Origin of the sequence: Rhizobium sp. P28RR-XV (genome assembly GCF_012641385.1) — a bacterium.
Taxonomy (GTDB): domain Bacteria; phylum Pseudomonadota; class Alphaproteobacteria; order Rhizobiales; family Rhizobiaceae; genus Rhizobium.
The window spans coordinates 121,808-133,898 of sequence record NZ_JABAIG010000002.1 but is presented as its reverse complement, the minus strand read 5'-3'; the positions used below and the strand labels follow the sequence as shown (position 1 = coordinate 133,898).

The 12,091-nt window shown below is 60.8% G+C and carries 13 protein-coding genes and 1 tRNA gene; 7 read left to right on the top strand and 7 right to left on the bottom strand.

Translation table 11 applies throughout. From position 1 onward, the window contains the following. Positions 1-77: 77 nt before the first annotated feature. Positions 78-455: a VOC family protein gene (locus tag HGP12_RS04260; RefSeq protein WP_168838459.1), complete on the bottom strand. Its 378-nt coding sequence runs from the start codon at positions 453-455 to the stop codon at positions 78-80. Positions 456-564: 109 nt separating this feature from the next. Further along, on the bottom strand, positions 565-825 hold the full coding sequence (locus HGP12_RS04255; RefSeq protein WP_168838460.1) for a hypothetical protein: 261 nt from the start codon (positions 823-825) through the stop codon (positions 565-567). On the opposite strand from HGP12_RS04255, the gene HGP12_RS04250 reads away from it, so the two are divergent. Next, positions 815-1,207: a YciI family protein gene (locus HGP12_RS04250; protein WP_168838461.1), complete on the top strand. Its 393-nt coding sequence runs from the start codon at positions 815-817 to the stop codon at positions 1,205-1,207. The genes HGP12_RS04255 and HGP12_RS04250 overlap by 11 nt on opposite strands. A 49-nt stretch (positions 1,208-1,256) precedes the next feature. After that, positions 1,257-2,528, top strand: coding sequence for an RNA polymerase sigma factor (locus tag HGP12_RS04245; protein ID WP_168838462.1), 1,272 nt, complete (start codon positions 1,257-1,259; stop codon positions 2,526-2,528). A gap of 32 nt (positions 2,529-2,560) precedes the next feature. On the opposite strand, the gene HGP12_RS04240 is transcribed toward HGP12_RS04245, so the two are convergent. Beyond that, positions 2,561-3,961 carry an MFS transporter gene (locus tag HGP12_RS04240; RefSeq protein WP_168838463.1) on the bottom strand — a complete coding sequence of 467 codons (1,401 nt, stop codon included), beginning with the start codon at positions 3,959-3,961 and terminating at the stop codon, positions 2,561-2,563. A 120-nt stretch (positions 3,962-4,081) separates the two neighbouring features. Between HGP12_RS04240 and HGP12_RS04235 the strand changes: the two genes are divergently transcribed. Continuing rightward, entirely contained in the window at positions 4,082-5,077 is a 996-nt protein-coding gene (locus HGP12_RS04235; RefSeq protein ID WP_168838464.1) for a LysR family transcriptional regulator, read from the top strand. 19 nt (positions 5,078-5,096) lie between these two features. Then, positions 5,097-5,612 carry a GNAT family N-acetyltransferase gene (locus HGP12_RS04230; protein ID WP_168838465.1) on the top strand — a complete coding sequence of 172 codons (516 nt, stop codon included), beginning with the start codon at positions 5,097-5,099 and terminating at the stop codon, positions 5,610-5,612. A 60-nt stretch (positions 5,613-5,672) separates the two neighbouring features. On the opposite strand, the gene HGP12_RS04225 is transcribed toward HGP12_RS04230, so the two are convergent. Further along, the gene (locus tag HGP12_RS04225; RefSeq protein WP_168838466.1) at positions 5,673-6,134 is read right to left on the bottom strand and encodes a cupin domain-containing protein; all 462 of its coding nucleotides are present in this window, start codon (positions 6,132-6,134) and stop codon (positions 5,673-5,675) included. A 377-nt stretch (positions 6,135-6,511) separates the two neighbouring features. Here HGP12_RS04225 and HGP12_RS04220 point away from each other — a divergent pair, with 377 nt between their 5' ends. From HGP12_RS04220 to HGP12_RS04210, 3 genes are all read left to right on the top strand, one after another. Continuing rightward, a complete protein-coding gene (locus tag HGP12_RS04220; RefSeq protein ID WP_168838467.1) occupies positions 6,512-7,612 on the top strand; it encodes a porin in 1,101 nt (366 codons plus the stop codon). A 285-nt stretch (positions 7,613-7,897) separates the two neighbouring features. Continuing rightward, the gene (locus HGP12_RS04215; protein WP_168838468.1) at positions 7,898-8,209 is read left to right on the top strand and encodes a hypothetical protein; all 312 of its coding nucleotides are present in this window, start codon (positions 7,898-7,900) and stop codon (positions 8,207-8,209) included. Between the two features lie 360 nt (positions 8,210-8,569). Beyond that, positions 8,570-9,472, top strand: a complete 903-nt coding sequence (locus HGP12_RS04210) for a GNAT family N-acetyltransferase (protein WP_168838469.1) — start codon at positions 8,570-8,572, stop codon at positions 9,470-9,472. A gap of 148 nt (positions 9,473-9,620) precedes the next feature. Here HGP12_RS04210 and HGP12_RS04205 read toward each other — a convergent pair. The 3 genes from HGP12_RS04205 to HGP12_RS04195 form a co-directional block, all read right to left on the bottom strand. Then, positions 9,621-9,697, bottom strand: a tRNA-Arg gene (locus tag HGP12_RS04205). Between the two features lie 161 nt (positions 9,698-9,858). Next, positions 9,859-10,641 (bottom strand): ATP-binding cassette domain-containing protein, encoded by a 783-nt coding sequence (locus HGP12_RS04200; RefSeq protein ID WP_168838470.1) that lies wholly within the window; start codon positions 10,639-10,641, stop codon positions 9,859-9,861. Positions 10,642-10,656: 15 nt separating this feature from the next. Then, complete coding sequence (locus HGP12_RS04195) at positions 10,657-11,970, bottom strand: sugar ABC transporter permease (RefSeq protein ID WP_168838602.1); 1,314 nt, start codon at positions 11,968-11,970, stop codon at positions 10,657-10,659. Positions 11,971-12,091 lie beyond the last annotated feature (121 nt).

Sequence of the window (12,091 nt, the reverse complement as noted above, 5' to 3'; positions counted from 1 at the left end):
AATCAAGCGACAGGACCCACGCCGGTCAGGTCGATCCCGATAGGTCAATGGGTCCTCATGTTGCCTTTGGTTGCGCTCTATTCGCCGGTCTGGAAATAGGCTTCCAGCCGATAGCCGTCGGGATCGATGACGAAGGCGGCATAGTAGAACTGGCTGTAGTCCGGCCGGATGCCCGGCTTGCCATTGTCCTCGCCGCCATTGGCGATGCCCGCGGCATAGAAGGCGTCGACGGCAGCCTGGCTCGGGGCGACGAAACAGAAATGCAGGCCGGAGCCGCGATCGGCGGGCACCGGGCGCTCCACCTCGCTGACCCAGAATTGCGCGCGTTCCGCGCCATATCCGACCGTGCCGTCGAAATTGGTCAGGCGCTCATAACCAAGCGGCGAAAGCGCTGCGTCATAGAACTTCTGCGCCCGCGTTAGGTCTTTGACGCCGATCGAGATATGGTCGAACATGAAAACAAGCTCCCGCCACGTTTCGCGGGCTTTGCGGAAGGCCGTGTCCCTGGAAGACGCCAGCTTTCGAAGCCCGCAGGTTCAATTTCGCCTCACCATCTTGCAATGGTTATGGGAAGTCAACAAAGCGAAGCGATGGATTGTGGCATCGTTCGATCCAAAATTTCAGTCGTAAAATCGCCTCGATGCCGCCAATCTTGATGAGATGCGCGGGCCGGACGTAGGATCTGCCGGCGTACGGCTGCAATCCGAATTTTTTTAAGACGGCTGTCGATTTGCCAATGGCTGCTTCGTCGTCAATATGAGCGGGCTTTTTCAGCGGCAATGGTGCCGGCGTCCCGCTTCCGGAGGAAACTTCCATGCGTTTCATGTCTATTGTCACCTCTAGTGATCACATGCATCCGACGCCGGAGCTTATCGAAGCCATGGGCAAGCTTGCCGATCGGGAAATCAAGGCCGGCCGCATGCTCGATACGGCGGGGCTGATGCCGCTTGCGACCGGCGCCCGCGTCACGATCAAGGACCGTAAGTTGAGCGTCGTCGACGGCCCCTTCGTGGAGGCCAAGGAGGTCGTCGGCGGCTATGCGATCTTCGAGCTGCAAAGCAAGGAAGAGGCCGTGGCTCTGGCGGTCGAGTTCATGCAGCTGCACAAGGATTTCATGCCCGGCTGGGAAGGCACGTGCGAAGTGCGTGCCTATTTTGAACCGGGTGCGGAGGGGATATGCGATCCGCTCGCCGAAGCAAGGGCGTGATGGTTTCAACCTGTCATATGGTTTTAACCTGTCATAAGGGCGGGCGGCCGTGACGGCCGCCGGTACCCATCGGGCGATGATGGCCGTCTGGCGGATCGAACAGCCACGGCTCATCACCAGCCTGGTCCGATTGCTGCGCGATGTGCCGCTTGCGGAAGATCTGACCCAGGAAGCTCTGATCGTCGCCCTGGAGCGGTGGCCGGAAACGGGCATCCCCGAGCGCCCCGGCGCGTGGCTGATGACCACTGCCAAGCGCCGGGCGCTGGACCATTTGCGCCGTCGCCGGATGCTCGACCAGAAGCACGAGATGATCGTTCGGGAAATGGAAGAGGACGAGCAGATCATGCCCGACCTGGATACACCTCTGGATGACGATATCGGCGATGAAATGCTGCGCCTGATCTTCACGGCGTGCCACCCACTGATCTCGCGCGAGGGACGCGTGGCGCTTGCCCTGCGGATGATCTGCGGCCTGACGACGGAAGAGATTGCCAGAGCCTTTCTGGTGCCGGAAGCGACGATCGCCCAGCGCATTGTCCGCGCCAAGAGGACATTGTCGGAATCGCGGCTTACCTACGAGACGCCGCATGGCGAGGAATTGTCGGAGCGCCTGGCCGCGGTGCTGGAGGTCGTCTATCTGATCTTCAACGAGGGTTATACGGCCGCGCGCGGCGAGAACTGGCTTCGGCTGCAATTGTGCAACGAGGCGCTGCGGCTTGGCCGGGTCTTGACCTCCGTTGCCCCGTTGGAGCCGGAGGCGCATGCGCTACTGGCTCTGATGGAGCTGAATGCATCCCGCGCGGCGGCCCGGACGGATGCCGACGGCAACCCGATCCTGCTGCTCGAACAGAATCGCGGCCGCTGGGATCGATTGCAGATTCAGCGCGGTTTGAAGGCCCTGATAAGGGTACAGGAGCTTGGCGGCGCTGGTGGGGTCTACGCCTTGCAGGCCGCGATCATCGCATGCCACGCCAGCGCAAGAACGGCTGAAGAAACAGACTGGCGGCGGATTGCCGATCTCTATGCGGAACTTGCCGGGCTTACGCGTTCGCCGATTGTCGAACTTAATCGCGCAGTCGCCATCGGCATGGTCGAAGGTCCCGAGGCGGCATTGGGCATCGTTGAAAGCCTTGGCGCCGAGCCTGCTTTGAGGGACTATCATCTCCTGCCGAGTGTTCGCGGCGATCTTCTTTACAAGCTTGGCCGATACGACGAAGCGCGGCAGGTCTTCGAAATGGCCGCCGCGCTTGCCGAAAATCGGAGGGAGCGTGATCTCCTGCTGCGCCGTGCCGCCGAAGCTGCCGGTGTGGAGAAGGATTGACCCGTCCACCGGACGGGTCGTCTTGCCTTGAACTATTCCGCAGCTTGATAATTCGTGGCTCTCGCGGTGGATGAGCGCGGACCGACGGCGGCAAGCAGCGTGATGGCGGCCGCGAGGATCGTCACGAAACCGATGCCGGCGATGTAGGGGTTCCAGCCGAAGCTCGGTGCTGCGCTGAAGACGGCCGATGCCGCCGCCAGGATGATGCCGCCGCCGATCTGGAAGGAGGCAAACAGCATACCCGAAGCCAGTCCGGATTCGTCATCTCCAACTTCGGACAGGGCGGCGACCTGGATCGACGGATAGGTCATGGCATAGCCGACGCCGAGCAACAGCTGCGAGATGATGACGAGCACGATCGTATCGATCTGGCCGGCCGACAGCACCCAGAAAAGATAGCTGATGGCCTGCAATCCGACACCGACGGTCATCAACAGGGTCGTTCCGCGGTTCTGTCCGATCGTGGCGAAGCGTGGAGCGAGGAACATGACGCAGGTCCCGCCGATGGCGAAAGCAAGACCCGTGGCGAAGGCCGACCAGCCGACGACGGTTTGATAGTAGAGTGTCGCAATGAACTGGAAGCCGACATAGGCTCCCTGGTATAGCGCGGCAATGGCATTGGCATGGCTGAGCTTGGCGCGCCGGAACATGGCGAGCGGCACCATCGGATCCCGATGGCGGGACTCGACGACCAGGAACAGCAGGATCAGAACAAGCGCGGCCACCAGGGAGCCCCAGGTCGCAAATGCCTGCCAACCATCGGCTGCGGCATTGGTGACACCGAAGACGAAGAGCAGCAGGCCGGGGGTGATCGTCAATGCTCCGGCCCAATCGAAGCGGGCGCGTGGGCCGCTTCGCTTATGATCGGCGGGCAGGACGAGCGGCGCGACGATGAGCGCGAGGATGGCGATGGGAGCGCCTATGACCAGGGTCGCGCGCCAGCTGATGATGGTCGCGGCACCGCCAAGCACCATGCCTAGCACGAAGCCGGCGGCACCGGTGGAGGAGAAGACGCCAAGCGCCTTGGCGCGGGCGTTGCCTTCTCCGAAGACGGAGAGCAGGAGGGCAAGCGCGGCGGGGGCGGTGAAGGCGGCGGCAATGCCCTTGATCAGGCGCGCGGCGATCAGGGTGGGAGCGCTATCGACGAAACCGCCGGCGATGCTGGCGGCGGCGAAGACGGCGAGCGACCAGAGAAAGACGCGGCGATGGCCGAAAAGGTCGGCAGCGCGGCCGCCAAGCAGCAGAAAGCCGCCATAGCCGAGCACATAGGCGCTGACCGCCCATTGCAGGGATGTGGCCTGCATGCCGAGCTCTTTCTGGATTGCGGGCAGGGCCACGCCAATGGTGGAGACGTCCATGGCGTCGAGGAAGTTGGCAGCGCATAGCAGCAGCAACGCCAATCCGGCCCCGCTTCGGGTTTGGGAAGAAGTCATCGGGATCGTTCCTTTCTAGGCTGCCGCCTCTTGGGAGGTTGAAAGCGGCAGGGAACGAGAAAATGTACATCTTCAAACCCTATTGCAAATTGATAGTAACCATGTCAGGTATTACTGACGATGATGAATGATGCGACCCTGCGAAAAATAGATCTCAACTTGCTGCTCGCCTTCTCCGTGCTGATGCAGGAGCGGAATGTGAGCCGTGCCGCCGAGCGCCTGTTGCTTGGCCAGCCGGGTCTTTCCGCTGCGCTCCGCCGGCTGCGCGAGACGCTGGATGACGAGTTGTTCGTGCGTGTCGGGCGCGGGCTGCAGCCGACGCCGCGGGCGCTTTCCATTGCGCCGGCGATCGAGGATGCTCTCTCCGGCATCGAGCGCGCCATTCGTCCGCCGGCCGCCTTCGATCCGGGAAGCTGGCAGGGAGAATTCCGTATCGGGCTCTGCGACAATCTCGAATCGTCCTTCTTCGGGCTGCTGGCCGCGCGGTTGCGCCAGCTCGCGCCCAATGCCCGGCTGACCAGCGTTGCCTTCGACCGGCGTGATGCCGTGCGGCTGCTGGACGAGGGCGCCTTTGAATTCAGCATCTCCGTGCATGATGAGCCGGCCTCTTGGCACGTTCGCGCGCCGCTGTTCGAACAGGCTTCGCTCTGCATCTACGATGGCCGGCATCTCAAATGCGCGACGCCGCTGAGCCTGAAGCATTTTGCCAACGCGCCGCATGTGACCGTTTCGCTTGAAGGCGCCATATCCACCAGTGTCGACGTCGCTCTCGCCCGCCTCGGCCATCGCCGGCAAGTGGTGGCGACCGTTCCCCGCTTCTCCGCCCTGCCGACGACGCTGCGGGCCATTCCCGCCATCGCGACGGTTCCGGAAGCCATTGCCCGCTGCATGGCGCAACTGCATGATCTTACGATTTCGGAGCCGCCGTTCGAGCTGTCTGCCGATCCGGTGACGATGCTCTATCGGCGCGTCGATCAGGCCGACAGCCGCTCGGTATGGTTCCGCCGCTTGTTCGTGGAGGTGGTGACGGAAGCGCTTGAGGCGAGTGGATGCCGCATGGGGGTTTCCACGGATGCCTGCTGCTACGATCCGCCGGTTCTTGCCGAAGCGGTCTGATCTTTCAAGGGAATGGACCATGATCCGGCATACATCGCGCCTTTCCCTGCGTATGCCGGAAGAGCGGGATCTCGACTTCCTCACGGCCCTGTTTTCGCGGCAGGAGTTGGTCGCCCATCGGCCGGATCCGAGACCGGATTCTCCCGAAGAGAGTGTCCGGCGGCTGGCGCGTGACCGGGCACACTGGCGTTTGCACGGGTTCGGGCGCTGGGCGATCGAAACAGAAGAGCGGCTGATCGGCTTCGGCGGCGTTACCGTCTCGACGGAGTTCGAGGGCCTCAATCTCTCCTATCATCTGCATCCCGATGATTGGGGAAGCGGCTATGCGACGGAGCTGGTAACGGAGGCGCTGGCTTTCGCCCAGAATGATCTGCATGCAGAGCGCGTTGTCGGGCTTGTGCGTCCCGTCAATGTCGCCTCGCGGCGCGTACTGGAGAAATGCGGCTTCGGTTTCGAGCGTGAAGTCATGCTGCATGGCGCGCCGACGCATCTCCTGTCCTATCGGCTGGCTGTGACGACGGACGAACGAGGATAGAACGGTTTGTCTTACGCAATTCCGGACGGAAAACCGCTGCGTACTTTCGCTGGAATTGCCTTAACCGTCCGGATAGGGCATGCCGTCCTTGTGCACGAAACGTCCGTCCGTGCTGGAGCTCATCATGTCGACGTCCGAACAGGTAATAAGGTCCGTTGGTGAGCGCGTGCCGGCCTCGAGATAGATTGCCGTCGTGTTCGATTTGTTGATCATGTGATGGCCGTTGCCCGAGCCTTTCGGGAAGGCGGCGCAATCGCCGGCGCGCAAGATGGTTTCACCATCATCCTCGATCAGCGTCAGTTCGCCTTCCAGCACATAGACGAATTCATCCTCCTCGGAATGCCAGTGCCGCTGGCTCGACCAGTTGCCCGGCGGCAGCCGCATCAGATTGACGCCGAAATCGCTGAGGCCGCCGGCATTGCCCAGCCGCTGGCGTATACGCTCGGCGCAGGGGGCATTGAATGGGGCGGGATAACGCGTGCCTTTGACTTCGGGTATGGCTGCAATATCGATCTTCGGCATGATGATCCTGCCTGCGATTTGCCATGGATGGATGCGCTGTCTGTCCGCTTCAAACTCTATCAAGATTCATCACTGTCAGTCCAGCAATGTATGTCGCTTGAGTGCGTGGCAGACGAGGGCCATTTGCCGTTGTTGTCACTTGGCTGTCATCTAGTTGTCATCGCTCGTACACATGTGCGTCGTTTGAGCAACACGTCATATGTCGGTGCTGTCACATATGTTTAGGCTCCCCTTAAATCCTTGTAAAAATGAAATAGTAAATGCAGCTTACTAATCAGAAGTGAAGCGTTGTGCTTCGAACTAGGCACTGGAACTTGATGTCGAGCGGTCCCCCAGGTTCGTCCATCGCGCAAGTTCATTTGACGGATGGAGTTACCATGAACATCAAGAGCTTGCTTATCGGTTCCGCTGCTGCCCTCTGCGTCGTATCCGGCGCGCATGCGGCTGATGCTATCGTTGCTGCAGAACCGGAGCCGCTGGAATATGTCCGCATCTGCGATGCGTTCGGCGCTGGCTACTTCTTCATTCCCGGCACGGAGACCTGCTTGCGGGTCGGCGGCAAGGTCCGCACCGAGGGCCAGTGGAAGGATCCCTATAATCGCGATAGCAACTTCGGTACCAAGTGGCATACCCGCGCCGAGCTCGACCTCAATACCGCGACCGATACCGAGTATGGTCCGTTGAAGACCGAAACCATCGTTCGCTGGGACTGGAACGACGGCAACGCCACCTCCACCAACCTGTTGTGGGCCTATATCACTCTCGGCGGCTTTACTGTCGGTAAGACGGACTCGCAGTACAACCAATTCACCGGCTATGCTGGCGATGTCATCCAGGACGACGTGATCTATGACGGCCCGTACGAACTGAACCAGATCACCTACAACTATGATAGCGGCACCGGCTTCACCGGCGTCATCTCGGTCGAAGACAGCAATTCCGGATCGACCACCAGCGCCTATGGCGGCAGCTGGCAGCTGTCCGAGACCGACCACTATGCTCCGAACGTCGTCGCCGGCCTCGGCTACAAGGCCGGTGCGTGGCAGTTCCGTGTTGTCGGCGGCTATGACTCGATTGTCGAGGAAGGCGCCATCAAGGCCCGTATCGATGCCGACTTCGGCGCTTTCTCGGCCTTCCTGATGGGCGGCTGGAACACCGACGGCGACAAGCTCAACCAGTATGCCGGCTCGAACCAGAACGTCTCGGCCTGCACGACGTCCGACGGCGTTGTTCACGGCGCGGATTGCGGCTGGGGTGACTGGGCTGTCTGGGGCGGTGTCGGCGTTCCGTTCAACGACAAGCTGAAGTGGAACCTGCAGCTCGCCTATACCGACTCGAAGATTTTCGAGGCCACCACCAACATCAAGTTCAACCCGGTGAAGAACCTGCTCATCGAGCCGGAAGTGACTTACGTTCACTATGACCTGCCGGGTGACGACACCTTCTCGGGTATCCTTCGCTTCGAACGGACGTTCTGACGCTTTCGGTCTAATCTGACCTTCATCTTGAATAGGCCCGGTATTCATATCGGGCCTCATATCTTGCCGGACGATTTCTAAAATCTCCGCTCGGCCCGCATCTGCCTATGGGCAGCATGAGGCGCAAGTGACCCTGGCGCAATCGTACCTAAACGGGCGCTCCGGTCACCCCTGGCAGTGGTTGAACAGCCGATAAGGGAAGTCGGCTCACTGTCATAAATCCGATGCTAATCAAGGACTATCTCATTTTCGACAGCGCCTTTCGGCGCGACCAAAGGAAGACCCATGAAGACGATCATCATACTTGCCGCAATTGCAATGTTCTCCACGAATGCGATGGCAATGTCGGCTTATAATTCCAAGTCGATGACCTGCGCGGCCGTGCACGAAAAGATGGCTCAGGAAGGGTCGATCGTGCTGAGATACCCGTCGCACCATCCGGGCCTGATGATGTACCATCGGACCGTATTGAATTCGATGTCTTGCCTCGGACAGGGTGCGATGGCCAGCGCCAGCGTGCCCACGAGCGACGATCCGAAATGCAAGATCAAGACCTGCAGCTTCGCGACGGGCAAGGGTCCGAACAAGAACCACTAAGCCGAAAGCAGGGCCGATTATCATTAGAGATCAGCCGCCAGGCCTTCCCGAATAGCACTATCGGACGGCAGGAAAGCTCCTGCCGTCCGATATTCTTTTTAGGCTTTCAGGCCGAAGCCGGCTGCCAAAGAGTATCTCGCCGCGCATCCGGCAGGATGATATTGAAAACGCGTATGTTATTATCGAAATCTCAGGATCGCGGGATATGCCCGGGGGGAGCATCAAGCATCGGGTTCCTCTTATCTGGATCAGGAGTGCAGAAAGCGAAGCGGCGGTATCTTAGACGGCGGTCATGAATGGCCGATATGACGGGTGTTGCGGTCTTGCGCTTTGACGCGGAAAAATTTGCGGGGTTATCCAATGCCGCTTGTTTACAGACCTGCTTGCGCGGATGATTTGGCCGCGACCGATGCGCTGGTGGTTGCCAGCATCAACGATCTTACCGTTCGCCATGGCTTCGGCGCGATGGCGACGGCAAGCCCTCCTGGCTTTCAGCTGTTTTCGCTGAAGGACGACCCTGATGGATTATGGGTCGCGGAAGACGAGGGCGAAATTCTCGGCTTTGCCTGGAGTTGGGTTTGCGGCGATGTTTGGTTCCTCGCCCAGCTGTTCGTCGACCCCGCCCGACAGGGGCAGGGCATCGGAAATGAACTGCTGGAGCGAACCATGGAGCACGCCCGGAAATCGGGAGCGGCTCACAAGGCATTGATTACCTTCACCTTCAATCGTGTCTCGCAGGGCCTTTACATGCGGCACGGCCTCTTTCCCAAGATGCCGATTTACTTTTTCAACGTCGAGCGCGAACGGATAAAGCAGACCCTGCCGGAACCGCAATTGCGCGCCATCGCGATCGACAACGGCGCCGCGACCATGGAAAATCTCGTCGATATCGATTCCCGCGCCATCGGCGTCTCGCGGGAGAAGCATCACCGCTATCTGCTCGACGATCCCGTGATCACAGGGATTTTGCTCCACGCTGGCAATGATATTGTCGGCTACGGCTATATCGGCTCCAACGGACACATCGGTCCCCTCGCGGTCACGCGGCCTGACCTTCTCCGTGATGCCTTTGCGACCATGCTGAAGCTGGCGACAGACGGCTCCGCCGAGAAGATATCGGCATTCCTGCCAGGCACATGCGACAGCGCCTTGAGCCTTGCGATCAATCAAGGCATGCGGATCACCTTCCCAATGCTGCTGATGGCATCGCCCGGCTATGGCGACTGGACGCAATATCTGCCGCGAAATCCAGGCTTTATGTGATCAGACGTTTGCGGGTGTTGCAGAGCGGAATGGCTAGCTCGGTTGCGAGTCTTCTCGATCATCGGGATGCGGCAGATGACGGTTGCGTGCCACCTCGGCTATTGGTTCCGAATTTATTCCGTATTGGCATGGGCATTTGGGAAAACGGTGGCGCACCCGACAGGATTCGAACCTGTGACCTTTGGAATCGGAATCCAACACTCTATCCAGCTGAGCTACGGGTGCATGCCGTGGCGGTTTGAATCGCCTGTCCGATGGCTGGTTCTTAGCCTAGGAAGCGTTTGGCTTCAATGAGGAAAATTCAGGAAAGCGTGAGATCGGACGTTTTGGTGGACTGAGGCCGCGGGCTTTTGGCGCGCGGCCTCGTTTTTGTTGGCCGTTTCGGCTTATTCCCGCATGGCGCCGGGGCCGGGGGTGGCTTTCGGGGGGACCTTGCCGAGGATGATCATGCCGAGGACTTCGTCCTTGGTGACGTCTTCGGTGCGGGCGTGGCCGACGACCTGGCCGTTCTTCATGACCGAGACACGGTCGGCGAGGTCGAAAACGTCGTGGATGTCGTGGCTGATGAGGAAGATGCCGATGCCCTCCTTCTTCAGCTGCTTGATGAGTTCGCCGACCTGCGCCGTCTCCTGCGGGCCGAGTGCCGCGGTCGGCTCGTCCATGATCAGGATGCGGGCATCGAAGAGGATGGCGCGGGCGATCGCGACCGACTGGCGCTGGCCGCCGGAAAGTGCCTTTACCGGCTCCTTGAAGCGCTTGAAGTTGGGGTTGAGGCGCCCCATGACTTCGCGGGCCTTTGCTTCCATCGCGACGTCGTCCAGCGTGCCCCAGCGGGTCTGCAGCTCGCGGCCGAGATAGAGGTTGGCGGCGGCGTCGACATTGTCGGCGACGGCGAGCGTCTGGTAGATCGTCTCGATGCCGTATTTCTTGGCGTCGCGCGGGGTGCGGATATCGGCGGGTTCGCCGTTGATCAGGATATCGCCGCTGTCGCGCTTGTAGGCGCCGGAGAGGATCTTGATCAGCGTCGATTTGCCGGCGCCGTTATGGCCGAGAAGTGCGACGACTTCGCCGGGGTAGAGATCCACCGAGGCATTGTCCACCGCGTGGATGCCGCCGAAGGAGATGGAAATGTTCTTCATTTCCACAAGCGGAGTGGTTTGATCCGTCATGGTTCCGAATTCCTTTTACTTGGCGCGCGAGCGGTAGACGATGTCGAGCCAGACGGCGATGACCAGGACGACGCCGACGACGACGTTCTGGATCGGCGTGTCGACATTGGCGAGCCCCATGCCCGATTGCAGCGACTGCATGACCAGGGCGCCGATCATAGCGCCGGCGATCGTGCCGCTGCCGCCGGCAAGCGACGTGCCGCCGATGACCGCCGCAGCGATGGTGAAAAGCTCGTAGGTCGTGCCCTGCGAATTGGCGGCGGCGTTGAGGCGCGCCGTGGAGATCGCCGCGGCAACCGCCGCAAGCAAGCCCATCAGCGCGAAGATGCGCACCGTCACCCAGCGGGTCTTGATGCCGGCGAGTTCGGCTGCTTCCGGGTTACCGCCGATGGCGAAGACATAGCGGCCGAAGCGCAGGCGGGTGGCGATGAAGGTCATGACGATGCCGATGCCGACGGCGATCAGCACGGGCACGGCGATGCCGTAGGGGATATCGAGCCCGGTTTCCGGCCAGGGAATATTGTGCTCGGTCGCGTATTTCTTCGCGATGCCGATGGGCCAGTAATAGATGTTGAAAACGTAGATCGTCACGAGGACGAGGGCGGAGCCGAGGACGGCGAGGAAATATTCCGCCCAGAGCGGCCGGCGCGGGAAGTTGAAGCGCTTGCGCTGATGGCGTCCGCCGATGATGCCGAGAACGATGAAGAGGCAGGCGAGACCGCCGAGGATCCAGCTCCATGTCGCGCCGATCGAGCCTTCGGCGCCGCCGCCCATGATGCGGAAGGTGGCATCGAGCGGGGCAACCGTCTGGCCGCTGGTGACGTACCAGGCAAGGCCGCGCCAGGCGAGGAAGCCGCCGAGGGTGACGATGAAGGAGGGGACATTGAAGAAAGCGATGATCACGCCCTGGAAAGTGCCGAGCAGCGTGCCGACGACGAGGCCGCAGATCAGCGTGATGACCCAGGTCCAGGAGCTGTCGAAGCCGAGATAGGCCGGCAGATATTTCGCCTGGACGACGCCCATGACCATGGCGACGAAACCGAGCATCGAGCCGACGGAAAGATCGATATTGCGGGTGACGATTACGAGCACCATGCCGGTGGCAAGTACCGCAATTTCACAGGTCTGGACGGAAAGGTTCCAGAGATTTCGGGGTGTCAGGAACAGGCCGCCGGTATAAAGATCGAAGCCGATCCAGATGATCAGCAGCGCGCCGACCATGCCGAGCAGGCGGGTATCGATTTCGGTGGCACGCAGAAAGCGCGTGATTGCGCCTTCCTCTGCATTGCGCGGACCGCTCGATGTTGTGGAATGCGTCAGGTCGGCCATCGCTTTGCCGTTCTCCCACTGTTGGGCGCAGGCCCGCGAATGCTTTTCATTGATCGCTGGGCAGTATCCGCGCTGGTCACAATAGACGCCATCGCTCGCCCATCCGGCGTCTGCCGGTTCC

Bases quoted from the DNA above. Each gene is read 5' to 3' on its own strand.
- HGP12_RS04260 (WP_168838459.1), bottom strand. From the start codon at position 455: ATGTTCGACCATATCTCGATCGGCGTCAAAGACCTAACGCGGGCGCAG.
- HGP12_RS04250 (WP_168838461.1), top strand. From the start codon at position 815: ATGCGTTTCATGTCTATTGTCACCTCTAGTGATCACATGCATCCGACG.
- HGP12_RS04255 (WP_168838460.1), bottom strand. From the start codon at position 825: ATGAAACGCATGGAAGTTTCCTCCGGAAGCGGGACGCCGGCACCATTG.
- HGP12_RS04240 (WP_168838463.1), bottom strand. From the start codon at position 3,961: ATGACTTCTTCCCAAACCCGAAGCGGGGCCGGATTGGCGTTGCTGCTG.
- HGP12_RS04235 (WP_168838464.1), top strand. From the start codon at position 4,082: ATGATGAATGATGCGACCCTGCGAAAAATAGATCTCAACTTGCTGCTC.
- HGP12_RS04230 (WP_168838465.1), top strand. From the start codon at position 5,097: ATGATCCGGCATACATCGCGCCTTTCCCTGCGTATGCCGGAAGAGCGG.
- HGP12_RS04225 (WP_168838466.1), bottom strand. From the start codon at position 6,134: ATGCCGAAGATCGATATTGCAGCCATACCCGAAGTCAAAGGCACGCGT.
- HGP12_RS04220 (WP_168838467.1), top strand. From the start codon at position 6,512: ATGAACATCAAGAGCTTGCTTATCGGTTCCGCTGCTGCCCTCTGCGTC.
- HGP12_RS04215 (WP_168838468.1), top strand. From the start codon at position 7,898: ATGAAGACGATCATCATACTTGCCGCAATTGCAATGTTCTCCACGAAT.
- HGP12_RS04210 (WP_168838469.1), top strand. From the start codon at position 8,570: ATGCCGCTTGTTTACAGACCTGCTTGCGCGGATGATTTGGCCGCGACC.
- HGP12_RS04200 (WP_168838470.1), bottom strand. From the start codon at position 10,641: ATGACGGATCAAACCACTCCGCTTGTGGAAATGAAGAACATTTCCATC.
- HGP12_RS04195 (WP_168838602.1), bottom strand. From the start codon at position 11,970: ATGGCCGACCTGACGCATTCCACAACATCGAGCGGTCCGCGCAATGCA.